23 protein-coding genes and 1 riboswitch are annotated in these 23,345 nt (G+C 66.6%); of the genes, 14 read left to right on the top strand and 9 right to left on the bottom strand.

Annotated elements, in window-relative coordinates; genetic code table 11:
• Window positions 1–105 precede the first annotated feature (105 nt).
• Window positions 106–1,608 (bottom strand): RNB domain-containing ribonuclease, encoded by a 1,503-nt coding sequence (locus tag FDW84_RS07355; protein ID WP_138608029.1) that lies wholly within the window; start codon window positions 1,606–1,608, stop codon window positions 106–108.
• Between the two features lie 75 nt (window positions 1,609–1,683).
• The gene (gene thiE, locus FDW84_RS07350) at window positions 1,684–2,466 is read right to left on the bottom strand and encodes a thiamine phosphate synthase (protein WP_171046699.1); all 783 of its coding nucleotides are present in this window, start codon (window positions 2,464–2,466) and stop codon (window positions 1,684–1,686) included.
• Between the two features lie 27 nt (window positions 2,467–2,493).
• A riboswitch (TPP riboswitch) is annotated at window positions 2,494–2,612 on the top strand.
• Here thiE and FDW84_RS07345 point away from each other — a divergent pair.
• The 3 genes from FDW84_RS07345 to FDW84_RS07335 all read left to right on the top strand — a co-directional run bounded on the left by FDW84_RS07345 (window position 2,605) and on the right by FDW84_RS07335 (window position 5,008).
• A complete protein-coding gene (locus tag FDW84_RS07345) occupies window positions 2,605–3,954 on the top strand; it encodes an FAD-dependent oxidoreductase (RefSeq protein ID WP_138608027.1) in 1,350 nt (449 codons plus the stop codon). Its footprint overlaps the riboswitch before it by 8 nt.
• The gene (thiS, locus tag FDW84_RS07340; protein WP_138608025.1) at window positions 3,951–4,187 is read left to right on the top strand and encodes a sulfur carrier protein ThiS; all 237 of its coding nucleotides are present in this window, start codon (window positions 3,951–3,953) and stop codon (window positions 4,185–4,187) included. Before FDW84_RS07345 ends, thiS begins: the two co-directional genes overlap by 4 nt.
• Before the next feature lie 5 nt (window positions 4,188–4,192).
• Window positions 4,193–5,008, top strand: a complete 816-nt coding sequence (locus FDW84_RS07335) for a thiazole synthase (protein WP_138608023.1) — start codon at window positions 4,193–4,195, stop codon at window positions 5,006–5,008.
• A 117-nt stretch (window positions 5,009–5,125) separates the two neighbouring features.
• On the opposite strand, the gene FDW84_RS07330 is transcribed toward FDW84_RS07335, so the two are convergent.
• From FDW84_RS07330 to FDW84_RS07320, 3 genes are read right to left on the bottom strand one after another with little or no spacing between them, the layout of a single operon-like run.
• Window positions 5,126–5,428, bottom strand: coding sequence for a hypothetical protein (locus tag FDW84_RS07330; RefSeq protein ID WP_138608021.1), 303 nt, complete (start codon window positions 5,426–5,428; stop codon window positions 5,126–5,128).
• Between the two features lie 40 nt (window positions 5,429–5,468).
• The gene (locus FDW84_RS07325) at window positions 5,469–5,693 is read right to left on the bottom strand and encodes a DUF3107 domain-containing protein (RefSeq protein WP_138608019.1); all 225 of its coding nucleotides are present in this window, start codon (window positions 5,691–5,693) and stop codon (window positions 5,469–5,471) included.
• Window positions 5,694–5,742: 49 nt separating this feature from the next.
• The gene (locus FDW84_RS07320; RefSeq protein ID WP_138608017.1) at window positions 5,743–6,408 is read right to left on the bottom strand and encodes a TetR/AcrR family transcriptional regulator; all 666 of its coding nucleotides are present in this window, start codon (window positions 6,406–6,408) and stop codon (window positions 5,743–5,745) included.
• Between the two features lie 84 nt (window positions 6,409–6,492).
• On the opposite strand from FDW84_RS07320, the gene moeB reads away from it, so the two are divergent.
• The gene (moeB, locus tag FDW84_RS07315; protein ID WP_138608015.1) at window positions 6,493–7,692 is read left to right on the top strand and encodes a molybdopterin-synthase adenylyltransferase MoeB; all 1,200 of its coding nucleotides are present in this window, start codon (window positions 6,493–6,495) and stop codon (window positions 7,690–7,692) included.
• A 229-nt stretch (window positions 7,693–7,921) separates the two neighbouring features.
• Here moeB and FDW84_RS07310 read toward each other — a convergent pair whose 3' ends face one another.
• Window positions 7,922–9,238, bottom strand: a complete 1,317-nt coding sequence (locus tag FDW84_RS07310) for a glutamyl-tRNA reductase (protein WP_138608013.1) — start codon at window positions 9,236–9,238, stop codon at window positions 7,922–7,924.
• A gap of 158 nt (window positions 9,239–9,396) precedes the next feature.
• Here FDW84_RS07310 and hemE point away from each other — a divergent pair, with 158 nt between their 5' ends.
• The 10 genes from hemE (at window position 9,397) to hemL (ending at window position 20,603) form a co-directional block, all read left to right on the top strand.
• Window positions 9,397–10,491, top strand: a complete 1,095-nt coding sequence (gene hemE, locus FDW84_RS07305) for a uroporphyrinogen decarboxylase (protein WP_138608011.1) — start codon at window positions 9,397–9,399, stop codon at window positions 10,489–10,491.
• Window positions 10,492–10,495: 4 nt separating this feature from the next.
• On the top strand, window positions 10,496–11,956 hold the full coding sequence (gene hemG, locus FDW84_RS07300) for a protoporphyrinogen oxidase (RefSeq protein WP_138608009.1): 1,461 nt from the start codon (window positions 10,496–10,498) through the stop codon (window positions 11,954–11,956).
• Window positions 11,957–12,068: 112 nt separating this feature from the next.
• Window positions 12,069–13,016 carry a hypothetical protein gene (locus FDW84_RS07295; protein WP_138608007.1) on the top strand — a complete coding sequence of 316 codons (948 nt, stop codon included), beginning with the start codon at window positions 12,069–12,071 and terminating at the stop codon, window positions 13,014–13,016.
• A 128-nt stretch (window positions 13,017–13,144) separates the two neighbouring features.
• On the top strand, window positions 13,145–13,846 hold the full coding sequence (gene hemQ / locus FDW84_RS07290) for a hydrogen peroxide-dependent heme synthase (RefSeq protein WP_138608005.1): 702 nt from the start codon (window positions 13,145–13,147) through the stop codon (window positions 13,844–13,846).
• Window positions 13,843–15,117, top strand: a complete 1,275-nt coding sequence (locus FDW84_RS07285) for a ferrochelatase (RefSeq protein WP_138608003.1) — start codon at window positions 13,843–13,845, stop codon at window positions 15,115–15,117. Before hemQ ends, FDW84_RS07285 begins: the two co-directional genes overlap by 4 nt.
• Window positions 15,114–16,112: a hydroxymethylbilane synthase gene (hemC, locus tag FDW84_RS07280; protein WP_138608000.1), complete on the top strand. Its 999-nt coding sequence runs from the start codon at window positions 15,114–15,116 to the stop codon at window positions 16,110–16,112. The genes FDW84_RS07285 and hemC overlap by 4 nt, the downstream gene beginning before the upstream one ends.
• A 60-nt stretch (window positions 16,113–16,172) precedes the next feature.
• Window positions 16,173–17,123, top strand: a complete 951-nt coding sequence (locus tag FDW84_RS07275; RefSeq protein ID WP_138607998.1) for a uroporphyrinogen-III synthase — start codon at window positions 16,173–16,175, stop codon at window positions 17,121–17,123.
• A 65-nt stretch (window positions 17,124–17,188) separates the two neighbouring features.
• A complete protein-coding gene (gene hemB / locus FDW84_RS07270) occupies window positions 17,189–18,172 on the top strand; it encodes a porphobilinogen synthase (RefSeq protein ID WP_138607996.1) in 984 nt (327 codons plus the stop codon).
• The gene (locus tag FDW84_RS07265; RefSeq protein ID WP_138607994.1) at window positions 18,169–19,242 is read left to right on the top strand and encodes an LLM class flavin-dependent oxidoreductase; all 1,074 of its coding nucleotides are present in this window, start codon (window positions 18,169–18,171) and stop codon (window positions 19,240–19,242) included. Before hemB ends, FDW84_RS07265 begins: the two co-directional genes overlap by 4 nt.
• Before the next feature lie 29 nt (window positions 19,243–19,271).
• Complete coding sequence (gene hemL / locus FDW84_RS07260; RefSeq protein WP_138607992.1) at window positions 19,272–20,603, top strand: glutamate-1-semialdehyde 2,1-aminomutase; 1,332 nt, start codon at window positions 19,272–19,274, stop codon at window positions 20,601–20,603.
• A 132-nt stretch (window positions 20,604–20,735) separates the two neighbouring features.
• On the opposite strand, the gene FDW84_RS07255 is transcribed toward hemL, so the two are convergent.
• From FDW84_RS07255 to FDW84_RS07245, 3 genes are read right to left on the bottom strand one after another with little or no spacing between them, the layout of a single operon-like run.
• Complete coding sequence (locus tag FDW84_RS07255) at window positions 20,736–21,473, bottom strand: amino acid ABC transporter ATP-binding protein (RefSeq protein ID WP_138607991.1); 738 nt, start codon at window positions 21,471–21,473, stop codon at window positions 20,736–20,738.
• The gene (locus FDW84_RS07250; protein ID WP_138607989.1) at window positions 21,470–22,234 is read right to left on the bottom strand and encodes an amino acid ABC transporter permease; all 765 of its coding nucleotides are present in this window, start codon (window positions 22,232–22,234) and stop codon (window positions 21,470–21,472) included. Before FDW84_RS07250 ends, FDW84_RS07255 begins: the two co-directional genes overlap by 4 nt.
• Window positions 22,235–22,250: 16 nt before the next feature.
• Window positions 22,251–23,186, bottom strand: a complete 936-nt coding sequence (locus FDW84_RS07245) for a substrate-binding periplasmic protein (protein ID WP_138132084.1) — start codon at window positions 23,184–23,186, stop codon at window positions 22,251–22,253.
• Window positions 23,187–23,345 lie beyond the last annotated feature (159 nt).

Below are 23,345 nucleotides of genomic sequence, written 5' to 3'. Positions count from 1 at the left end.
AATCAACGACCGGGCATCCATATCTACCCCTTCAGTCTAGCCGCAACCGCCCGGAATCCCGGCTTTTCCCCGGTGCCCGCCGGCAGGCGGAGCAGCCGCCGCGACTCACGCCGGGGGCGCAACCAGTTCGAAATGGACTTTCCGGGTTGCGATGTCCGAGGAGATGAGGCGGACGCGGACCCTGGTTCCGGCCTCGAGTTCACCCGCGCAACGGGCGGTGACGGCAGGTTCTGCAATCTGGATGATCCCCCAGCCACCGTTGCCGTTGCTGTTTCCGTTGCCGTTCCGGCCGTTGCCACCGTTGCCGTTCTCTTTTTGCGGCTTTGACCCCGAGATCACCAGGGCATCAAACTCCTGCCCGACGTGGTTAACCAGCAGCGCCGCCTCCACCGTGTCCAAGGCGAGCCGCTCCATACGGGATGCCAGCTGGTCCGAGCCCGCCATAATCTCGGGAAGCGACGGAAGCGCGTCGCGGACCCAGCCCGGTACCTCTCCACCGTTGCTCAGTGCCTCGCAGGCCACCAGCACGAAGCGGTCCACGAGGCGGCGCAGAGGCGCAGTGGTGTGGGCATAAGCGGCGCCGATCGCCGACTGCACGGCATCTTCCGGGACAGTTCCGTCAAAAGCGGTGTAGGCGGCCCCGCGGAAAAGCATCCCCGCCGAGTGCAGGATCGCGAGCTGACGGGGATCGGTGGGGTCAAGGCTGCGCAGGTACTCGCCATAGCTGACCTCACCGTCCCATGGCCTGCCCAGCACCTCCGTCTGCAGCCGGAAGTGGTTCAGGGAACGTTCATCCGGCGCAGGCATCGTGCGCAGGATCCCCACCTTTCCGGCCAGCATGAGCTGGGCGGCGGCCATCCCGGTCATCAGCGAGATCTGTGCGTTCCAGTCCTCCACCGGCAGCTGCGGGGCAGCGGCGATCCGGTAGCCGCCGTCGGGAAGCTGGACGATCTCCTGCTCCGGCATGTTCAGACTTGCGCCGTCCCGCGCGCGCTCCAGCTCCACGCGCTTGAGCCCCACCTCCTTAAGGAGGAGCAGCACGGCGGAGGCGTTGCCGGACTCCAGTTCCGCCTGCGCACCCTTGTAACTCATTTTGGCGCGGCTGCGCATCCGGGCGCGCTTCACATTGACGACGGTGACCTCGGCGCCATCGTCCAGCCTGAAGTCCCACACGAACGCTGAACAGTCCTGCCCCGGCAGGAGGCTTCCGGCGCCTTCGCTGATGACTTCCGGATGCAGGGGGATCCGGCCGTCCGGGGTGTAGAAGGTCTGGCCACGGCGCCGGGTTTCCGCGTCCAGCGGCCCGCCGGGTGAAACGAATGCCGGAACATCGGCGATGGCATACAGCACCCGGTAGCCGCTGCCGTCCCGTTCGATGAAAAGCGCCTGGTCCAGGTCCGTGGAGGAGGCAGGATCGATGGTGATGAACTCCACCGCCGTCAGGTCGTAGGCCGGCAGCTGCAGAGCCGACACAGCGGCCTCGGCGTCCCGCACGGCGTCCGCAGGATATTCGCCCGGCAGCTCAAGCTCTGTCCGCAGCGCACCCAACGCCTCCTCGAGGGCGTTCGTGTGCTCATGGACGTTGGGAGCCAGCCGATGATGTGACACGAAAATCAGACTAGCCCGAATTGTCCGGATAATGCATGGACCCGGGCCGGCCGGGTGTTCGCTTCCAGCTGGACACTAGGCGTGGGCGGCGTCCAGCACCGCGCAGAGGGAACCGGCCGCGGCTGCGGGATCGTCCGCTTCCGTGATGGCCCGCACCACGACTATGCGGGAGGCCCCGGCCTCCACCACCTGTTCCACGTTGCCGTGGTCAATCCCTCCGATGGCGAACCAGGGGACACCGCCGTCGAGCTGTCCTTCGCGGCCCTTTGCCCGCGCAGCAGCTGTCCCGGCAGCTTCGACCCCTGCAGCCGCTGCGGCGGCGTACTTCACAAGGTCAAGCCCGACGGCGGCCCTGCCGGGTTTGGTAGGCGTTGCCCAAAGCGGTCCCACGCAGAAGTAGTCCAGTGCTGCCGGTCCCGCGGCAGCGGCCAGTGCAGCGTCCACCTGCTCCGGACTGTGGCTGGAGAGGCCGATGGCCGCATTGCCGTTGAGCAGCGTACGGGCTGCCTGCAGGGGCAGGTCCTTCTGGCCGATATGGAACACCGGTGCCCCGGACAGCACTGCGATGTCCGCCCGGTCGTTCACGGCCCACAGCCGTCCGTGGCGCAGGGCGGCTTCCTTTAGTACGGCCAGCAGCTCCAGTTCTTCGGCTGCCTCAATGGATTTGTCCCGGAGCTGGATGATGTCGACGCCGCCTTCGAAGGCAGCATTGACGAACTGCCCGAAATCGCCCTGGTCCTGTCGTGCGTCAGTGCAGAGATAGAGGCGGGCCGCGTGCAGGCTGGAGCTGCCTTCCGCGCTGACAAAGGCGTCGGTGCCGGGGGCTGCGGAAGCGGCAGGGGAGTGGGACACATTCATGGGAGCCAGCCTAGTTCCTTTAGACTTGCCTCGTACTGCGGGAGCCGCGGCGGCTGTCATAAAGCGCCGGGCTGAGAGGGCGTCAGAGCCGACCGCTTGACCTGATCCGGCTAATACCGGCGTAGGGAAGGAACAGTCATGCCGAGCCGCAACCTTAACCAACCCGGCTGCACGATCTCCGCCGATGTGGCAGTAATTGGCGGCGGAGTCATAGGACACAGCATCGCCTGGGAGGCGAAGAGATCCGGCCGGTCGGTGGTGGTCATCGATGATGCCCCGGGCTCGGGCGCCAGCTGGGCTGCAGCAGGGATGCTTGCCCCCGTCAGCGAGCTCCATTACCAGGAGGAGGACCTCCTGGAACTCATGCTGGACGCCTCCGCCCGCTGGCCCCGCTTCGCCGCCGACCTCGCCCGTGCTGCCGGCACCGACCCCGGATACCTCGCGACGCCGACCCTCGCCGTGGGTGCCGACGCCGCGGACAGGCAGGCGCTGCTGGACCTGCGCGCCGTCCAGCAGGCCAACGGGCTCGCGGTTGAACCCCTCACCATCCGAGAAGCACGGCGGCGCGAAGCCCTGCTGAGCCCGGCCATTGCCTGTGCCCTGGATACGCCCGCGGACCACCAGGTGGATCCCCGGCTGCTGCTGCAGTGCCTCCGCCGTGTTCTCAGCGCGGACCCCGGCGGAACCGGACGAGGCGCACCCTTCATGGCCGGCGCCGTCGACGGTTATGCCGTGTTGGACAGGGCGGCGGGCCTGCTGTGGCAGGACGGAGCCGTTGCCGGGGTGCACCTGGAGGGCGGGGCGGCCGTCCTGGCCAGCGAGACTGTGGTGGCCAACGGACTGCAGGCAGCGGAACTGGCCGGGCTTCCTGATAACCTCCACCTGCCGCTGCGGCCGGTGCACGGGGATATCCTGCGGCTGACGGTGCCCGCGCACCTCCGGCCACTGGTGACAGCCACGGTCCGGGGGTTGGTCCGAGGCGTTCCGGTCTACATCGTCCCGCGGCAGGACGGCACCGTGGTCATCGGGGCCACCCAGCGGGAGGATGCGATGGGGCAGGAGAGCGGTTCCTCGGCCGGCGCAGTGTCGGCAGGCGGTGTGTACCAGCTTCTCCGGGATGCGCAGGTCCTGGTGCCTGCCGTCGCTGAGCTTGAACTGATGGAATGCACGGCCCGCGCACGGCCGGGCACACCCGACAATGCCCCGCTCTTGGGCCGGGTACCGGCCGGCGGGAGTGCCGGAGGGCGACAGCCTGGGCGGGCCCGGCAAGGCCCTGCAGAGCCCCCTTACGTGGCAGGGCTAATCATCGCCACGGGATTCTTCCGTCACGGCGTCCTGCTCGCCCCCGCCGCGGCCGCGATCTGCCGGGATCTTTTGTACGGCACGGAGGACCAGCGCTGGGCCCCCTTCAACCCGGCCCGGTTTTCCGGCGGCGCCGTCCGCCGGACGGAAGCAGGCACCGGGCTCAACACCAAGGAGACAGCATGAACATCACTTTGAATGGAACCGGGCATACCGTGGCTTCGGGCGCCTCCATCACCACCCTGGTCAGCGAGGTGACCGGGCGGAGCCTGGCTGCCGACGGCCAGGCCACAGACGGCCGCAAGCTTGGCGTGGCGGTGGCACATAACGCCCAGGTGGTGCCCCGAAGCCAGTGGTCCACCACGGCGCTCGCCGAGGGCGATGACGTTGAACTTGTCACTGCAGTACAGGGAGGCTGACCACCATGACTGGAACCCGCACCATTACCGCCGGCAACCTGCCGGACCTTCAGGATGCGCTGATGATCGACGGCGTCCACCTGCCGTCGCGGCTCATCATGGGCACCGGCGGAGCCCCCAGCCTGGACGGCCTGGGCGCCGCGCTCCTGGCCTCCGGCACCTCGCTCACCACGGTGGCCATGCGGCGCTATTCGCCCAGCGAGACGGGCTCGCTCTTCCAGCTGCTCGTGCACCACGGCATCCGGGTGCTGCCCAACACCGCAGGATGCTTTACGGCCCGGGACGCTGTCCTCACCGCAGAACTTGCCCGTGAGGCCCTTGAAACCGACTGGGTGAAGCTGGAGGTCATCGCCGACGAACACACCCTCTTGCCGGACGCTGTTGAGCTCGTGGACGCCACCGAGCAGCTGGTCAACCGGGGATTCAAAGTCTTCGCGTACACCAACGACGACCCGGTTCTGGCGCTCCGGCTCGAGAACCTTGGAGCAACCGCCGTGATGCCGCTCGGAGCTCCCATCGGCACCGGCCTGGGCATCCTCAACCCGCACAACATCGAACTGATCGTGTCCCGCGCATCCGTCCCGGTGGTGCTGGACGCGGGCATCGGCACGGCCTCGGACGCCGCCCTCGCCATGGAACTGGGATGCGATGCCGTGCTGCTGGCCACCGCGGTGACCCGGGCGCAAAACCCGGCCCTGATGGGGGAGGCCTTCAAGCATGCGGTCATCGCCGGCAGGCTGGCCAGGGCCGCCGGCAGGATACCCCGCCGCGAACACGCGTTGGCGTCCTCAGCCATGGAAGGCCGGGCGGAGTTCCTCTGACGTCCGGGTTTCCCGAATTTCATAAAGCAGTGGCCGCCGCCCCGGCTGGGGCGGCGGCCACTGCTTTATGCATATGTTGCCCGCGCTCCCAATGGGCGCCGGCCCTTTGCCGGAATCCTATCCGCGGAGGATAGCCGTAAGCCGCTCGGTATCACGGCGCGCACGGGTGCGGCCGCAATAAACGGCAGCGGCTATTGCCGCCGCAGCTCCCGTGACGATGGGCAGGACCCAGGGAAGCCAGGTCAGCCCCGGCAGGTAGCCGAAACCGGCGGCCATCAGGATGATCCAGGTCAACACCGCGGTCGCTACAGCAATTCCGGCGGGCAGGCCTGCCCCGTACTTGGCGTGACGCTTGTCGTTTGCCCAGACAATGAAGCCTGCGGCTGCGGCGGCCAGTACAACGATGGTCAGCGACAGCATGGGTCTCCTCGGAATGCGTGGACGTACGTCGGCAGGGGGACTAGAACTGGCCGAACCCTACGCGTCGGACTTCCTCGGCACCGATCTCCACGTAGCCCAGTGCATTGCCGGGAACAATGATCACGCGTCCCTTGTCATCCTTCAGGCGCAGCTCGCTGCCTTCGTTGATGGCTTCTCCCACAACCTTGGCCACCGACTCAGCATCCTGGGCTGACTCAAGTACAATCTCGCGGCCGACATTCTGCACGCCGATCTTAATTTCCACAGGGGCCTCCCAGCCAGTCAAAGTTCGTTGATGATGTCTTATTTGTAGTCTAGGACTCTTTGGGGAAGCGAGAGATTCCGCGCCAAGCTAAACGGTAGATCAGGTCGCTGGCCACATCCAGGTCCAGGTTGCCGTCCGTTTCAAGCCAGTACCTCGCGCTGACCTGCGCCATCCCGGCCAGCCCGCGCCCCAGGAGCTGCGCCTCCAGGTGGGGAAGCTTGGTGTCCTCCGCGATGACCCTGGCGATGGCGTCAGCGAACGTCCTGTTAAACGTCTCCAAACGTGAACTGACATCTGGATCATTGATGAGGTCCGATTCAAAAACCAGGCGGTGGGCCTGGTCGTCATTGGCGATGAACTGGAAGTAGGCACGCATGACGGCCTGGACGCGCTGCTTGTTGTCTGTAGTGGAGTTAAGGGCGCCCAGCATGAGCTCGGTCAGGGACGCGAGGTGGCTTTCCAGCAGGGCCAGGTACAGCTCCCGCTTGGACGGAAAATGCTGGTAAAGGACGGGTTTGCTGACGTGTGCCGTCTCGGCGATCTCGTCCATGGCTGCACCGTGGTAGCCGTTGGCCACGAAGACCTCCTGGGCCGCCGTGAGGAGCTGGGCACGCCGCTCATCACGCGGAAGCCGGGCGGACCGTTGGCCTGCCGGACGCGAGGGAGTTTGCGGTTCGGTGGCGGACGGGCGGTCAGCCCGTGCTTCTTGGACCACAGTTGTCCTTCTTTCCGTTGCAGTTACCTCCACTTTACTGCGGGGTAATATGACCCGGCGGTATCCCGGGGCATACATTGAAGTATGGCTTCGACATTCACCGCAAATGTTTCAACTGTTTCCCTGGATCCACTGGTGGAACCGGCAGCCGGCCTCACTCCCGAAGAGGTGGAGCGCTACTCCCGGCACCTCATCATTCCCGAGATCGGCGCACTCGGACAGCGGCGGCTCAAGAATGCGAAAGTGCTCGTCATCGGGGCGGGTGGTCTCGGGTCGCCGGCGCTCCTGTACCTGGCCGCCGCGGGAGTGGGAACGCTGGGAATCGTTGACGACGACGCCGTGGACCTCACCAACCTGCAGCGCCAAGTTATCCACGGTGTGGCGGATGTGGGCCGTCCCAAGATCGAATCGGCACGCGACGCCATCGCGGAGCTGAATCCGCTGGTTGATGTCCGGCTGCACAACCTCCGGCTGGAGGCATCAAACGCTCTGGAGCTGTTTGCGGAATACGACCTCATCCTTGACGGCGCGGATAATTTCGCCACCCGCTACCTGGTCAACGATGCTGCAGCCATCCTGGGGAAGCCCTACGTCTGGGGATCCATTTTCCGTTTCGACGGCCAGGTCAGCGTGTTCTGGGAGAAGCACGGACCCACGTACCGGGACCTGTACCCGGAAGCACCGCCTGCCGGCTCCGTTCCTTCATGCGGCGAGGGAGGCGTCTTCGGGATGCTGTGCGCTGCCGTAGGATCGCTGATGGTGACGGAGGCAGTCAAGCTGATTACCGGCGTCGGACGTTCCCTGCTGGGCCGCGTGGCGCTGTTCGACGCCCTGGGCGGCAGCTGGCGGGAAATCCGCGTCTCCAAGGACCCGGCCGCGGAGCCGATCACCGAACTGACGGACTACGACGCTTTTTGCGGCACAGCACCGGCGGAACAGGCGGACACCGAGCACACCGTGACCGCAACCCAGTTGGCCACCATGCTCGCGTCCCGCAAGGCCGGCCTCAAGGATTTCGAGCTGGTCGATGTGCGTGAAGCCGGCGAGTTCGACATCGTCCGGATCGACGGCGCAAAGCTTATCCCGCAGGGACGGATCCTGGCCGGGGAGGCGTGGAATGAACTTCCCCAGGACCGGGACATCGTGTTTCACTGCAAGGCCGGCACCCGCTCGGCGAACGTGCTCGCGGCGGCGCGGAAGGCCGGCTATCAGCGGGTCAGCCATCTCGACGGCGGTATCCTCGCGTGGGTGCGCGAGGTGGAACCCGACAAGCCCGTCTACTGACCCCCACCAAGCGACGCTCTCTCACTTAATGCGGGCTTTTTCCAGACCCTCTATCAGCTAACGCTGGTTGCTGAAGGACGCTCCCTCACTGTGCCGAAGGAGGGTGAGAGAGGGTTGCCGGATAGGGCACATCGGGTGAGCGAGGGTTGCCGGACAGGGCACATCGGGTGAGAGAGGGTTGCCGGATAGAGCACATCGGGTGAGAAAGGGTTGCCCGGGTACTGCGTGGTCAGGCAGTTTCGCGGCCGCGGTGGTCCACCGGGCACTCGGCCTGCGGGGAGGCGGCTGCAGGTTGCTCCACGGTGATGCCGTACAGGGCTTCCAGGGCGGCCACATAATCGTCCTGCTGACCGTTGGCGGCAAGCTCCCGGGCACGCACGGTGGGCACGTGGAGAAGCTGCTTCACCATGCGGCGGAGTGCGAACTCGACTTCCTCCGCGGCCGCGGTGCAGCCGTGGCGGGCCCTGACTTTTTCCATTTCGGAGTCCAGGACGTTCATGGTGTGCCGGCGCAGCGCGACTATGGCTGAATCGACGGAACGTGCCTCGCGCTCCTGCTCGAAGGCCTTGGCGGCGCCGCTGACGATTCCGCTTGCCTGGGCCAGCGACTCGGCCTGCTCCTGCGGCGCGGCGAGGCGGACCGACTCAAGGGTCAGCAGTTCAACACCGTCGAGTTCGCCGACGCCGGGATCGAAGTCATGGGTCAGCGCAAGGTCGATGGCGATCAGCGGCTGCGGGGAGTTGGCGCGGACTTCGGCCAGTTCATCGGCCTCCACCCTGGTATCTGAACCGCTGCAGCCGATCATGACGTCTGCCGCTGCCACTGCCGGCCTGAGCGATTCCGCATCCAGGGCAGTGCCTCCGCGGGTGGCAACGAATCCTTCGGCCCGGCCGGAGGAAGAGAAGACGGAGATGTCCGTACAGCCACGCTCACGCAGCAGCGCCATGGTGGCTCCTGCGTAGGCGCCGGTCCCGAAGACCACCACTTTCTTGCTGGACCAGTCCGGATTCTCGGAAAGGTCCGTAGCCAGGTCCAGGGCGACGGAAACGATGGAAAGGCCGCGTGAACCGAGGGCGGTTTGGGCGCCTACATCTTTGGCGGTCTTCGACGCGGCCTGGAACAGCCGGACCAGGCCGGCGCTTGCCGTACCTTCGTGCTGGGCGGTTATAAGTGCGCGGCGCACTTGGCCGGCGATTTCGCGTTCCCCAACGACGGCGGAGTCGAGGCCGGCGCTGACGGCAAAGAGGTGTTGGCTGACGTCCGGGCCGGTGCGGGTGCTGAACGAACGGGAGACGAGGGGCTCACTGAGCCCGCTGGCTTCGCTGATCTCTGCTACAAGCGCTGCCCGCGCAGCCTCAACATCGACGGCGCTGGGAGCTTCGCCGTAAATTTCGTAGCGGTTGCAGGTGGCAAGGACTACTGCACCCGTGACCGCCGGCGATCCGGAGAGGGCGGATGTAGCGATCCCGGAGGAACCGTTGCTCAACTGAGCAACGGTCTCAAGATCGATGTCGGCGTGTGTAGCCACCAATGAAAAAAGAACCACAGCAGCACAATCATAGCTTTTTCGTTACTCGGTAGAACAACTCCCGGGTCCTGCAGGCGCGGGCACGGCCTGTGATTCCTGCCACGGCGCCACCGCAGGGGTCGGGGATGACACGTTGTCGTTATCTTTTAGGGCTGTTTTTCGGCACAATCAAAAGCATGACTTCCAGCCCTGCCACGTCCGCTGCCGGTGCCCTCGCTGCAGACCACCCGCTGATGGATGGCCGCACTGCAGATTCCCCGCTGATCACGGCCTATCGCGGAGGCAAGCCTTCCCGCCGCCCTGTCTGGTTCATGCGGCAGGCGGGGCGCTCCCTGCCTGAGTACCTTAAGGTGCGCGAAGGCGTCGCCATGCTGGACTCCTGCCTGCGTCCGGAACTGGCCTCGGAAATCACGCTCCAGCCCGTCCGCCGCCACGACGTTGACGCGGGCATCTTCTTCTCTGACATCGTCATTCCGTTGAAGCTCGCCGGCGTCGGCGTGGACATTGTGCCGGGAGTCGGACCTGTCCTGGACACGCCTGTCCGCACCGCCGCGGACGTAGCCGCACTGCCGCAGCTGACCTGGGAAGCGCTGGAACCCATCCGCGAAGCAGTACGCCTCACTGTTGCGGAACTCGGCAAAACCCCTTTGATTGGATTTGCCGGAGCCCCCTTCACCCTGGCGGCGTACATGGTGGAGGGCAGGCCCTCCCGCGACCACCTTGGCCCGCGCACCCTGATGCACGCCGACCCGGAAACCTGGACGGCCCTGGCCAACTGGGCCGCGGATGCCTCCGGGATGTTCCTGCAGGCGCAGCTCGAGGCCGGCGCCTCCGCTGCCCAGCTCTTCGACTCCTGGGCCGGCTCGCTGGGCCTGGCGGACTACACCAAATACGTGGCCCCGGCGTCCACGCGCGCCCTGGACCACGTACGGCATCTTGGCGCGCCCCTGATCCACTTCGGCACCGGCACGTCCGAGCTCCTTGTGGCCATGCGCGACGTGGGGGTGGACGTGGTTGGCGTCGACTACCGGCTTCCGCTTGACGAGGCAAACCGCCGCCTGGGCGGCACGGTGCCGCTGCAGGGCAACATCGATCCCGCCCTGCTGCCCGCGCCCTGGGAAATCCTGGAAGCCCACGTGTGCGACGTCCTTGCCGCAGGTGCCGCGGCTCCCGGGCACGTGGTGAACCTCGGCCACGGTGTTCCTCCGGAGACCGACCCCGCGGTACTGACCCGCGTGGTGGAGCTCATCCACTCCATCGCCCCGGAGTAGGCCGGTGGGCAGCCAGACGGCAGAAGCAGGAACCGCCCTGGTGCTGGGCGGGGGGATATCCGGCCTGCTGTCAGCACGGGAACTTGCTGCCGCCGGACATACGGTCACCGTCCTTGAAGCCGGACGGGAATGGGGCGGCTGCGTGGGAAGCCACATTGTGGCCGGACTGACCCTCGACAGTGGCGCAGAATCCTTCGCCACCCGGTCTGACGCAGTGGAGAAGCTCGCCGCCGAACTTGGCCTCGCCGCCAGGATCGTGCCGCCGCGGCCCGGCGGAGCCTGGGTGCAGTTGCCGGACGGCCCGCGCGAACTGCCGAGGACCGGCGTCCTTGGCATTCCTGCGAATCCCTGGGACCCCGAAGTCCGCCGCACCCTCGGCCTTGCGGGTTCCCTCCGGGCGTCCCTGGACAGGTTTCTGCCGGCTTCGGTGGGCACAGCTGCGGACATCATCAGCGTCTCCGCCCTGGTCAGGGCCCGGATGGGCGGCCGGGTCCTGGAGCGACTGGTGGCTCCCGTGGTGGGCGGTGTCCACTCCGCAGATCCCGGACTGCTCGACGTCGACATGGTGGCCCCCGGGCTGCGGGACGGGCTGCGGCGCCACGGCTCCCTGGCCGCCGCTGTCTCAGACCAGCGGCGTGCGCCCGGCGGACCGCCGGTCCGCAGCGGGGACAACGCCGTGCCCACTGGTCCTGCCAAGGCAGGCTCCGCCGTCGCCGGACTGGAAGGCGGGATGCATACCCTCATCACTGCGCTGGTCGCCGACCTTCGCGGGCGGGGGGTCACGCTCCTTTCCGCTGCGCCCGCAACGTCTGTTGCCCGTACCCAGGAGGGGTGGCGTGTCAGCTCAGCGGGAGAGACGTTCGACGCCGGCCGGCTGGTGGTGGCAGTGGACGGTCCGGCCGCCGTCGGACTGCTTGAGGAGGTGATACCCGCCTTGGAAGGAAAACGCCCCACGCCGGGTCCGGACGTCAAGCTCGTCACGCTGGTACTGGACAAGCCCGAACTGGATCGGCGGCCCCGCGGCACAGGCGTCCTGGTGGCGCCGCAGACTCCCGGCATCGAAGCAAAGGCACTGACCCATGCCACCGGCAAATGGGATTGGCTGGCAGCGGTGGCCGGACCTGGGCGGCATGTTGTCCGGCTGTCCTACGGGCGGATAGACGGGGCCGGAGAGCAGCCCGGCGGCCCGGAGACGGATGAAGAACTGCTGGCCGCGTCCCTCCGGGACGCGCAGGCTCTGCTGACGGTCCCCATATCGCAGGAGGACGTGCTGGACTGGGACGTTGTCCGGTGGCGGGGCTCCCTGCCATTTGCAGCCGTCGGGCACAAGTCCCGCGTGGCAGGCATCCGAAAGTCCTGCGCGGCGGCTGGAAACCTGGCCGTGGTGGGAGGCTGGGTGGCGGGCAACGGGCTGGCCGCCGTGGTGTCGGACACCCGGGAACAGATCAGAAAGCTCGCCAGCTGAGAGTTGCCGCTGGTCAGCGGCGGAAAAGCTCCCACATGCCCTGCAGGCATGCGGCCCCACGGGGGAGTGCCGGCTTTCATTTCCCCTTGCGGTCTGGTTAGGGTCGATGACTATGGCGAAACACAGGTCCGAACTTTTCATGTCCCGGACCGGTATCCATGGGGGAGTCCGACGCGGCACTGCAGCTGCTGCGGTCGGAGCGGTACTGGTCCTGGCAGCAGGCGTCCCGGCGTCCCAAGGTGACGAGGGGAAACCCACTGTCAGCGGCAACTCCGCCTCCGCGAGGCAGGACGCCCCCGGCCAGAACCGGGACAGCAAGGAAGCAAAGGACAAGGCTGCCAAGCCTTCCCGGAAGACGGCCGCCCCTTCTCCTGTTCCAGAACAGACGCCGCCCGCTGCCGCCCTCCCAGTTCCGGCGGCGCTGCTCCCGGCAGTCAAAGCTTCGTCGGCCCCGTCCGCCACCGCGGTTCCCGAGACCAGCCCCGCCGTATCAACAACGTCCGGGCCCGCACTCCCGGTACCGGCGCCGTCTACGACAGCGACTGAACCCGTGCCTTCCGTAACCCTGGGAACCCGACAATCCCCGTCGGCGCGTACTGCCCCTGCAGCCCCCGCCCCGGAAGCACCGGCAGAGGGCGCCCCCGCAGGTGAAGCCCCGGCGCAGTTGAGTGCAGCCGGTGCGCCGTCCTCCCCTGAAACCGGGACCAGCCCCTCAGAGGCCGGGCAGTCCACTGCCGGCCAATCCAGCACGGCCCACGAGAGCACTGGAACAGCAACTGTTCCAGGAACTGCTGCCGGGCAATCGGATGCGGACGGACAGGAAGTTGCACCGTCTGAACTGCCGGCGCCGGCGGCCGGAACGCCTTCTTCCGCAGCTCAAAAGCAACAGACCGGACGCACGCCGCAGGCGGCAGGCATTCCCAAGAGCAGCGGGCAAAACGTTGGGTCTTTTTCGAGCGCACAGCCCGGGCTGCAAAGCGGAATGGTCGGGCTCGGCGTGGGGCTGGTGGGCGTAGCTGCCGCCGCCGGCGCAGCCTACCTTCGCGTCCGCAAACCCTAGCCTGGCTGCCGCGGCGGGTCGCAGAAGCCGGGAGATGAAGGAGGGCTCAGTGTGACGTTTGACACTTCTACCGCTTGTAGAAGTCGCTGGTTTCGACTTGACGGGTACTAAGGGGCAAACTTGTAACCATGAGCCACACTTCTGCCGAATCTGTCACTAAAACCGAAGAACAAGCCGAGCAGTTTTTCACCCTCTGGACGGTATTCAAGCGCTCCGAAACCCTGATCCGCAGTGCCGATGCCGCCACTGATTTCGAGGCCCTGCTGGAACGGCTTGCCCAGTCCGGCGTGACGCATCGCGGCAGCTACGACGTCTCCGCCATGCGCGCGGACGCAGACGTGATGGTGTGGCTCCACGGGCCCAAGCCGGAAGCGCTGCAGCAGGCGATCCGCGATATCCGCCGCAGCAACCTTTTCGCCGGGACTGAGATGGTCTGGTCCGCCATGGGAGTGCACCGCGAGGCCGAGTTCGCCAAGAACCACACTCCCGCCTATTCCCGCGGCGTTGCGCCCGCGGAATGGCTGTGCGTCTACCCGTTCGTCCGCTCGTATGAGTGGTACATCCTGCCGGAGGAAGAGCGGGGCGCAATGCTCCGTGAACATGGCCTCCTGGGCAGGGAATTCCCGCAGGTCATCTCCAACACGGTTTCTTCCTTCGCGTTGGGCGACTGGGAGTGGATCCTGGGCCTTGAAGCGCCCGAGCTCGTGGACCTCGTGGACCTGATGCGCCATCTTCGCAACACGGAGGCCCGCAACCACGTCCGTGAGGAAGTCCCCTTCTACACCGGCCGCCGGATCTCCGCGGCAGAGGTAGCCGAGGTGCTCGCATGAGCCAGCCAGGACAGCAGGGCACGCCCGGCACGGCCGTGAACCCGGTGACCGAAGCGGGACGAATGGCTCCCAAAAACTACGATGCCGTTCTCCTCGCCTCCTTCGGCGGGCCGGAAGGCCAGGAGGACGTCATCCCGTTCCTCCGGAACGTCACCCGCGGCCGGGGCATCCCGGACGAGCGGCTTGAAGAGGTATCGCACCACTACCGGGCCAATGGCGGCATCAGCCCCATCAACCAGCAGAACCGCGAGCTTAAGGCTGCCCTGGAAGCAGAGCTCGCAGCCCGGGGCATCAACCTGCCGGTGCTCTGGGGTAACCGCAACTGGGCTCCGTTTATCCCGCAGACGCTCCAGGATGCGTACGACGCCGGCCACCGCCGCCTGCTGATGCTCACCACGAGTGCCTACTCGTGTTACTCCAGCTGCCGCCAGTACCGCGAGGACATCGGCATGGCCCTGACGGAAACCGGACTCGACGGCCGGCTTGAGGTGGACAAGGTGCGCCAGTACTTCGACCACCCGGGCTTCGTGGAGCCCTTCATCGAGGGTACTGCTGCGGGCATGGCCGAAGTACAGGCGAAGCTGGCCGCCGCAGGTACCCCCGACGCAAAGGTCCAGGTCCTGTTCGCCACGCACTCCATCCCCACCCGGGATGCGGAAGCGGCAGGCCGTTCCGAAGGCGAACCCCGCGAATTCGAAGAGGGCTCGGCCTACGTTGCCCAGCACCTGGCCACCGCTGCGGCCGTCATGCAGAGGGTGGAAGTGGAATCAGGCATGACTGCCCCGTGGTCGCTGGTGTACCAGTCGAGGTCCGGCGCACCGCACGTGCCGTGGCTCGAACCGGACATTAATGATGCCATTGAGGAACTGGCCGGCAACGGCGTCAAAGGCATTGTCATCGTGCCGCTGGGCTTCGTCAGCGACCACATGGAAGTTGTCTGGGACCTGGACACCGAGGCCCTGGAAACCTGCGCCAACCTTGGACTCGCCGCCACCCGCGTCCCCACACCGGGCACCCACCGCTCGTTCGTGAACGGCCTGGTGGACCTCATCTCGGAACGTACCGTCGCCAACAACATCGGCGACCGCCCGGCCGTGACCGCGCTCGGCCCCTGGTACGACGTCTGCCGGCCGGGCTGCTGCGGGAACTTCCGCGGCGAAAAGCCCACCATTGCCGGGGCCGACACCACCGTGGGAACCGGCCACGATCCCTACCCCGGCGAAGCCGGGGCCGGGCAGCCGGCGCCTGCTGCGGGAGCGCCGCAGCAGTGACGGTCCGCATCGGTACCCGGGCAAGCAAGCTCGCGCTCACCCAGACGCAGCAGACCGCGGACCAGCTGGCCGCCGTCGGAGGCTTTCCGGTGGAGCTCGTGCACATCAAAAGCGACGGCGACGTCCTCACCGGCTCCCTGTCCCAGATGGGGGGTACCGGCGTCTTCGTTGCCGCCCTGCGTGACGCGCTGCTGCGGAATGAATGCGATGTTGCGATCCACTCGCTCAAGGACCTGCCCACCGGGCCGGCGGTGGGGCTCAGCCTCGCGGCCACCCCGCGGCGGGTGGATGTCCGTGATGTCCTGTGCGCCCGCAATGGACTGAAGCTGGCAGATTTGCCACCCAACGCAATGGTGGGCACCGGATCGCCCCGTCGGGCAGCCCAGCTTCGCAGCGCCCGGCCGGACCTGAACATCGTGGATACCCGGGGCAACGTGGACACGCGGCTGGGCCGGGTACCGGGACTGCCCGGCAACTCAACCACCCAGGTGGTTCCGGGCAAGTCCTGCGACCTGGATGCAGTGGTGCTCGCCGCTGCAGGCCTGGAGCGGATCAGCAGGCTGGACACCGTCAGTGAGTTCCTGGAGACGGACATCATGCTGCCCGCCGCGGGACAGGGGTCGCTCGCCATCGAGTGCCGCACCGCCGACGCCCCGCCAAGGGCAGGCTCGGCCGAAGGTTCACGGGAAGTCCTTGCGCAGGCCCTCGCCGCCCTTGACGACCCCGACACCCGGCTTGCAGTCACCGCCGAACGTGCCCTCCTGGCAAGGCTTGAAGCCGGCTGCGCCGCTCCCGTGGGCGCCTACGCCTACCGGAAAGGCAGCCTGCTGCACCTTGAGGCGGTGGTCTGCGCCGTGGACGGGACAGCGTCGGTTCGGAACAAGCGGGCCACCGATGGGTTGACGGAAGTGGGTGCCACGCTGCTGGGCATTGAGCTGGCCGAGGTGCTCCTCGCCGCCGGCGCTGCCGATATCGCGGACCTGCAGGCTTCCTGATTCCGCCGATGCCAGTGCCTAACCCGCCGGCCCGGCCTTCCGGTCCAGGGCGCCAGTAGCATGCAGGGCCAGGTTGAGTCGCCGCGTCGGCCATTGGCCGGTGCCCGGGTACTGGTGACGCGCAGCCCGGAGCGCTCGCTGGAACTGGTCGCCGCGCTGGGCAGTGCGGGTGCCGAGGTCCTGCTGCTTCCCCTGATCGACTTCGAGCGCGCCCCGGACCAGCACTCGCTCGACGTGGCCTTCGACGCCCTCGGTGCGGGGGCCTTCGACTGGCTGGTGGCCAGCAGCGCCACCACGGTCTACGTGCTTGCGGACAAGGCCGCCGAACGGGGACTGACGCTGCCCCGGTGGGTTCCGAGGGCTACCCGCGTCGCAGCCGTGGGGGCGGCAACGCGCCGGCAGCTGGAGGACCGCGGGTTGGCGGTGGCACTGACCCCCGGGGAGGAGGACCAATCCGCCGAAGGCCTGCTCGCTGCCTGGCCTGACCGAGCCGGCAATGTCCTCCTGCCCCAGGCGGACATTGCGTCCCCGCGCCTTGCGGAGGGGCTGGAAGCTGCAGGCAGCAGCGTTACTGTCGTGACCGCCTACCGGATCGTCGACTACCCGGCGGCAGCGGAGCGCAGGCTGGCCATCCCAGCGGAGGATGGGGAAGCAGGGGTGCACCCGCCGTCGTACTCATTGCTGACCCCTGCAGCCGCCGCTGCGGAACTGGCAGCGGGGCGGATCGACGCAGTGATCGCCGCCTCGCCGAGTGCCGCACGGCGCATCCACGGACTTTCCCCGCTGCATGGCTGCCGCTTCGTGGCCATTGGACGGTCGACGGCGGACCAGGCTTCCGTCCTCGGCATTCCCGTGGCTGCCATCGCGGCAGAGCCGTCCACCGAAGGGCTTGTTGCCGCCGCTGCAGCAGCACTCGTCCCGGAAGCGGTGGCAGGCCTTGAACCTCCGGCGCAGGCCGAGCCGAAACCCCTGGTCAAACCGTTGCCGCGGCCGGGGCCACTTCCGCCCTGACCAGGAGCGCAGCGCCCCGCCACCGCTTCAGCCGAACTTCCCGACACCAACGCGAAGGACAAACCATGACCTTTCCCAGCCACCGCCCCCGCCGCCTCCGCACCACGCCGGCCATGCGCCGGCTGACCGCCGAAACCCGCCTGGCGCCGGCGGAACTCATTCTTCCGGCATTCATCCGCGAAGGCCTGCAGGAACCAAATCCCATCACGTCCATGCCGGGCGTTGTCCAGCACACCACCGACACCCTGAAGCGGGCGGCGGCGGAAGCTGTGGAGCTGGGCCTGGGCGGCATCATGCTGTTCGGCATCCCGGAAAGCAGGGATCCCGAGGGATCGGCATCCCTGGATCCGGAGGGCGTTCTGAACAAGGCCATCCGGGACGTCCGCGGAGAAGTAGGTGATGACATGGTGATCATGAGTGACGTGTGCCTGGACGAATTTACCGACCACGGCCACTGCGGAGTGCTCGACGCCGACGGCTACGTGGACAATGACCGCAGCGTGGAGATCTATGCACAGATGGCGGTAGCCCAGGCAGACGCCGGCGCCCACATGCTGGGGCCCTCCGGAATGATGGACGGGCAGGTGGCAGCAATCCGTTCCGCCCTCGACCAGGCGGGCCACACCAACACTTCCGTCATCGCCTATGCAGCCAAATACGCGTCCGCTTTCTACGGACCGTTCCGCGAAGCCGTAGATTCCCAGCTGAAGGGGGACCGGCGGACCTACCAGATGGATGCCGGCAACCGTACTGAAGCCCTTCGCGAGGTGGAACTGGATCTGGCTGAGGGGGCAGACGTCGTGATGGTGAAGCCTGCCATGAGCTACTTGGACATCCTCGCGGACGTCGCCGCGATGAGTCCCGTCCCGGTGGCCGCCTACCAGATCTCCGGCGAGTACGCGATGATCGAAGCCGCTGCAGCCAACGGCTGGATTGACCGGCGCGCCGCCATCACCGAGTCCGTCCTCGGCATCCGCCGCGCAGGCGCAAACATGGTGCTGACCTACTGGGCGGCGGCGCTTGCCGGCTGGCTGAAGGAGTCCCGATGACCGGAGTCCCTTCCGGTCCCGCCGAGCCGGTGGGACGGGACCGCATTTTGCTGGGCCTGAACACCTTCGGCGACGTCGGCGAAAACCCGGACGGCAGCCCGCTGGCGCATGCCCAGGTGCTGCGCCAGCTGCTGGAACAGGCGGAACTGGCGGACGCGGTCGGACTCCATGCCTTTGGCGTGGGGGAGCACCACCGCAAGGACTACGCGGTATCTGCCCCGGAAGTTTTCCTGGGGGCCGCCGCTGCCCGTACCACCCGGATCCGGCTCGGTTCCGCCGTGACCGTCCTCAGCTCCGACGATCCCATCCGGGTGTTCCAGCGCTTCTCCACCGTTGACGCCATGTCCAACGGCCGAGCCGAAGTGATGCTGGGGCGCGGGTCATTCATCGAATCCTTTCCCCTGTTCGGCTTCGACCTGGCGGACTACGAGGTTCTGTTCGAGGAGAAACTCGAGCTGTTCGACAAGGTGCGCGCGCAGAAGCCGGTGCACTGGGAAGGCCGGACCCGGCCCGCCCTTGCCGGCCTGAGCGTCTACCCGCCCCTGGAACACCACTTGCTGCCCACGTGGATCGGCGTAGGCGGTACACCCGAATCCGTGCTGCGCTGCGCGCAGTACGGATACCCCATCATCTTCGCGATCATTGGCGGCCAGCCACGGGCCTTCCGCCCACTGGTGGATCTGTACCGCGAAGCCATGTCCAAGTACGGCCATCCGATGCAGCAGGTGGCCACCCATTCGCCCGGGCATGTGGCCGATACCGACGAGCAGGCCCGGGAGGAACTCTTCCCGCACTGGCTGAAGCTGCGCAACAAGCTGGGAGCCGAACGGGGTTGGGGACCCGCCGGACGCGGCGAGTTTGAAGCACTGTGCGCTCCCGAAGGTGCGCTGTATGTGGGCTCGCCGGAGACCGTGGCCCAAAAAATCGTTCAGCTCAAGCAGAACCTGGGGGTGGACCGCTTCGACCTGAAATACAGCAACGGCCCACTCCCGCACTCCGCCATGATGCGCTCCATCGAGCTGATGGGTACCGCTGTGGCTCCCCGTGTGGCTGAATTGCTCGAAAATTGACCGGCCAGCCAACTGAGAGAATAGGAAACATGACTTCCAGCAACCCTCGCAATGAGGCACTTTTCGACCGCGCCCGCCAGCTGATGCCGGGCGGGGTCAACTCGCCGGTCCGGGCTTTCGGATCAGTGGGCGGCACCCCCCGCTTCATGGTCTCCGCCAAGGGGCCGTACCTCACGGATGCCGACGGCAAGGAATACGTGGACCTCGTCTGCTCCTGGGGCCCGGCGCTGTTGGGCCACGCGCACCCCGCTGTGCTGGATGCCGTGCATGCCGCCGTGGAGCGGGGCCTGTCCTTTGGTGCTTCCACCCCGGATGAGGCCAACCTGGCCGAGATCGTGATGGAACGCGTTCCCGCCGTTGAACGCCTCCGCATGGTGTCCACTGGCACCGAAGCCACCATGACGGCGGTCCGGCTTGCCCGGGGCTTCACCGGACGCAATCTCATCATCAAGTTCGCCGGTTGCTACCACGGCCACCTCGACGGGCTGCTGGCGTCAGCCGGATCAGGCGTGGCCACGCTTGCCCTGCCCGGTTCCGCCGGTGTCACCGAGGCCACGGCAGCCGAGACGCTGGTGCTGCCCTACAACGACCTCACCGCCGTCAAGGAAGCCTTCGCCACCCACGGTCCCAACATCGCGGCCGTGATCACCGAGGCCGCGCCCGCCAACATGGGCGTCGTCACACCCGCAGAAGGCTTCAACCTTGGCCTGTCCCGCATCACCCGCGAACATGGTGCACTACTCATCGTGGACGAGGTCCTTACCGGTTTCCGCACAGGCTACTCGGGCTACTGGGGCCTTACCGGCGGGGCACCGGACGCAGCTGACCCCTGGACCCCTGACCTGCTGACCTTCGGCAAGGTCATCGGAGGGGGAATGCCGACGGCGGCCCTCGGCGGGCGTGCCGACGTCATGGACTATCTCGCCCCTACCGGGCCGGTGTACCAGGCCGGCACCCTGTCCGGAAATCCGGTGGCCATGGCGGCCGGCGTCGCCACCCTGACCCACGCCACCCGCGATGTGTACTCCTACATCGATGTCCGGTCACTGGAACTCTCCTCCGCCCTGTCCACCGCACTGGACGCCGCCGGGGTGGACCATTCCATCCAGTTCGCCGGCAACCTGTTCTCGGTGGCGTTCGGAACCTCCGCCCACGGGGTGCACAACTACGCGGACGCCCTTGCCCAGGAAAGTTTCCGCTACGCACCGTTCTTCCACTCGATGCTGGAAGCCGGCGTCTACCTGCCGCCGTCAGTGTACGAGGCCTGGTTCCTCTCCGGCGCCCATGACGACGCTGCCATGAACCGGATCTACGACGCGCTGCCGGCCGCCGCGAAGGCTGCGGCTGCGGCGCAAGGCTAGTCCCCGCCGTCGGTCCCCACACTGGCCTCGCAAGGCTGGCCAGGGAATCCTGCGGGCGGGCTCATCCCGGCGCAGACAAAGGAACCCCCGGTTGCAGTGCAACCGGGGATTTCTTTATGCCCATGTGCGGGGCTAGAGGACGTCCGAGAGGAAGCCCCTTAGCCGTTCCGTCCGCGGAGCGGTGAAGATCTGTTCCGGAGGTCCGGACTCCACCACCACACCGGCATCCATGAACGTCACGTTGTCCGAGACGTTGCGGGAGAAGCCCATTTCGTGGGTTACCACCACCATGGTCATGCCGCCCTTGGCGAGGTCGGTCATCAGCGCCAGGACGCCCTTGACGAGCTCCGGGTCCAGGGCCGAGGTGGCCTCATCAAAGAACATGACCTCCGGGTTCATGGCCAGCGCACGGGCGATGGCCACGCGCTGCTGCTGCCCGCCGGAAAGGTTTGCCGGGCGCGAGTCGGCCTTGTGCTTAAGACCCACCAGGTCCAGCTGCTCCAAGGCTTCGGCCCGGGCCTGCTCCCTGGGCAGCTTCCGCAGTTTGCGGAGGGCCAGCGAGACGTTTTCCTCCACCGTTTTGTGCGGGAACAGGTTGAACTGCTGGAACACCATGCCGATCCGCTGCCGGAGTTCGTCAGGGTTGTCCTTCAGGACCGAGCGGCCATCCAGGAGGATGTCGCCCTGGTCCGGCTCGATGAGCCGGTTCATGACCCGCAGCAGGGTGGACTTGCCGGAGCCGGACGGACCGATGACAGAAGCCGTCGTGCCCTTCTCCACGTGCAGGTCAATGCCGCGGAGAACGTGGTTGTGGCCGAAGGAAAGGTGCAGGTTCTTGCCGGTCAGGGTTCCGGATGCGAATTCCGTCATGCCTGTGCCCCCTTGCCGATAGGTGCTGCCAGCTCATCCGGTTCCTTCTTCTCCGGCTTGCCGGTACGCAGCCGGTGGTCGATGAAATTGACGAAGTGCGTGAGCGGGACGGTCAGGATCAGGTACAGCACGCCCGCGGCCACCAGCGGGGACAGGTTGCCTGTGTTGGCCATGGCGTCGTTGCCGATCCGGAAGATCTCCCGGTCCGAGGCAGCGAGCCCGAGCATAAACACCAGCGAGGAGTCCTTCAGCAGCGAGATGAACTGGTTCACCAAGGCGGGCAGGACCCGCCGAATGCCCTGCGGCACCACTACCAGGCGCATGGAACTGCCGTAGCTGAACCCCAGCGCCCGGGACGCCTCCAGCTGCCCCTTTTCCACGCTCTGGATACCGGAGCGGAAGATTTCACCGATGTAGGCGGCCGCGATCAGCGTCAGGGCCAGGATGCCCAGGGGGTACGGGTTACGAGAACCGGTGATTTCACGCGCTATCGGGCTCAGGCCGATACCGATCACCAGGATCACCAGGATGGCGGGCAGGCCACGGAAGATATCAGTGTAGATGCGCGCGACCCAGCGTGCACCCGCATTGCGGGATATCCCCATCATGGCCAGCCCGAGCCCCAGCAGCGATCCGAAGACGCCGGAAGCAACGGCAAGTATCAGGGTGTTGGGCAAGCCCACCATCAGCAGGGCGGGGATGACTTTGGCCATTTCCTCCCAGTTGAAGAAGGTGTCGGCCAGCTGGTCCAAGAGATCCATAAACGTCCCGGCTCAATCAGCTCTGGGGAACCGTGGCGGCCTTGCTGCCCGGCTTCCAGTCAGAGGGCATCTCGCGATCCGGGTACCATTCCTTGGTCAGCTTGGACCAGGTCCCGTCTTCGATCACAGCGTCCAGGCCGGAGTTCAGGGCGTCGATCAGCGGCTGGTTGTCCTTCGCCACGGCGTACGCGGTGAAGTTCTCCGTGTTGACCTTCGACTCGACGATGGCGGTACCGTCGCCTTCCTTGACCTGGCCCTCGGCCTGCTGGGACGGGGCCACCCAGGCGTCAACCTGGCCGTTGCGCACGTTGGCGTAAACAGTGGCGTAGTCCGGGAAGCGGATCGGTTCCATGTTCAGGGTGTTGGTGACGTAGTCGTCCTGGACCGTGCCCTGGACCACGCCAACGCGGAGGTCCTCAGTGAGATCGTCAAAGCCCTTGATGTCACTGTCGGTCCTGGCCACGACAGCCATGAATCCGAAGTCGTAGCCGTTGGTGAAGCCGACGTTCTGGCGCCGGGCCTCGGTGGTGGAGATGGAGGAAGATCCGACGTCGAACTGCTTGGTCTGGACCTGGGAAAGGAGGGCCGAGAAGTCCGTGGCAACGAATTCGACCTCGAGGCCGAGCTTGCCGGCAATGGCGCGCAGCAGTTCATTGTCATAGCCCGTGAACTTGCCCGAGGGGTCGATGAAGATGTTCGGCGGGGCGTCCGAAAGGGTGCCTACCTCGAGCCTGCCCTCAGTGTTGAGGCCGAGCTTGGTCTTGTCGATCTGGTCGATCGGTGTGACGTTGTCAGTGGTGTACTTGTCCAGCGTTTGCTGGTCGCTGCCCGCGAGGGCATCAGTGGGGGAGCCGCTTGGCTGCGAGGATCCTGAGCCGCAGGCCGCCAGGGAAACGGCGAGGGCAAGTGCAACGGGAGCGGTAGTCAGCCACTTCATCGCTTTGATTTTCATCAGGTTGTCACTTTCATTGAGTCATAAGTCAACCGGGCCGCAAGGCTGCGCTGGTGGCGCCTGGCACCTGCCCGGCGCTGTTCGAGCGCGGCAAGTCACGGGTGACCGCAAAACTTTATTCTCTCACCTCAGGCGAAGCGCGTTCCTGTCTGAACGAAA

Origin of the sequence: Pseudarthrobacter sp. NamE5, from assembly GCF_005796225.1 — a bacterium.
Classification (GTDB): domain Bacteria; phylum Actinomycetota; class Actinomycetes; order Actinomycetales; family Micrococcaceae; genus Arthrobacter.
Note: the sequence above shows the minus strand (reverse complement) of the source record. Positions and strands in the feature narration are given on the sequence as shown.

What these genes read in the sequence shown, in the direction of transcription:
- FDW84_RS07265 (WP_138607994.1), top strand. Translation starts at nt 18,169, where the DNA reads ATGACCGGAGTCCCTTCCGGTCCCGCCGAGCCGGTGGGACGGGACCGC.
- FDW84_RS07335 (WP_138608023.1), top strand. Translation starts at nt 4,193, where the DNA reads ATGACTGGAACCCGCACCATTACCGCCGGCAACCTGCCGGACCTTCAG.
- FDW84_RS07330 (WP_138608021.1), bottom strand. Translation starts at nt 5,428, where the DNA reads ATGCTGTCGCTGACCATCGTTGTACTGGCCGCCGCAGCCGCAGGCTTC.
- hemE (WP_138608011.1), top strand. Translation starts at nt 9,397, where the DNA reads ATGACTTCCAGCCCTGCCACGTCCGCTGCCGGTGCCCTCGCTGCAGAC.
- thiS (WP_138608025.1), top strand. Translation starts at nt 3,951, where the DNA reads ATGAACATCACTTTGAATGGAACCGGGCATACCGTGGCTTCGGGCGCC.
- thiE (WP_171046699.1), bottom strand. Translation starts at nt 2,466, where the DNA reads ATGAATGTGTCCCACTCCCCTGCCGCTTCCGCAGCCCCCGGCACCGAC.
- FDW84_RS07285 (WP_138608003.1), top strand. Translation starts at nt 13,843, where the DNA reads ATGAGCCAGCCAGGACAGCAGGGCACGCCCGGCACGGCCGTGAACCCG.
- FDW84_RS07255 (WP_138607991.1), bottom strand. Translation starts at nt 21,473, where the DNA reads ATGACGGAATTCGCATCCGGAACCCTGACCGGCAAGAACCTGCACCTT.
- hemB (WP_138607996.1), top strand. Translation starts at nt 17,189, where the DNA reads ATGACCTTTCCCAGCCACCGCCCCCGCCGCCTCCGCACCACGCCGGCC.
- FDW84_RS07345 (WP_138608027.1), top strand. Translation starts at nt 2,605, where the DNA reads ATGCCGAGCCGCAACCTTAACCAACCCGGCTGCACGATCTCCGCCGAT.
- FDW84_RS07245 (WP_138132084.1), bottom strand. Translation starts at nt 23,186, where the DNA reads ATGAAAATCAAAGCGATGAAGTGGCTGACTACCGCTCCCGTTGCACTT.
- moeB (WP_138608015.1), top strand. Translation starts at nt 6,493, where the DNA reads ATGGCTTCGACATTCACCGCAAATGTTTCAACTGTTTCCCTGGATCCA.
- FDW84_RS07295 (WP_138608007.1), top strand. Translation starts at nt 12,069, where the DNA reads ATGGCGAAACACAGGTCCGAACTTTTCATGTCCCGGACCGGTATCCAT.
- FDW84_RS07275 (WP_138607998.1), top strand. Translation starts at nt 16,173, where the DNA reads ATGCAGGGCCAGGTTGAGTCGCCGCGTCGGCCATTGGCCGGTGCCCGG.
- hemQ (WP_138608005.1), top strand. Translation starts at nt 13,145, where the DNA reads ATGAGCCACACTTCTGCCGAATCTGTCACTAAAACCGAAGAACAAGCC.
- hemL (WP_138607992.1), top strand. Translation starts at nt 19,272, where the DNA reads ATGACTTCCAGCAACCCTCGCAATGAGGCACTTTTCGACCGCGCCCGC.
- FDW84_RS07250 (WP_138607989.1), bottom strand. Translation starts at nt 22,234, where the DNA reads ATGGATCTCTTGGACCAGCTGGCCGACACCTTCTTCAACTGGGAGGAA.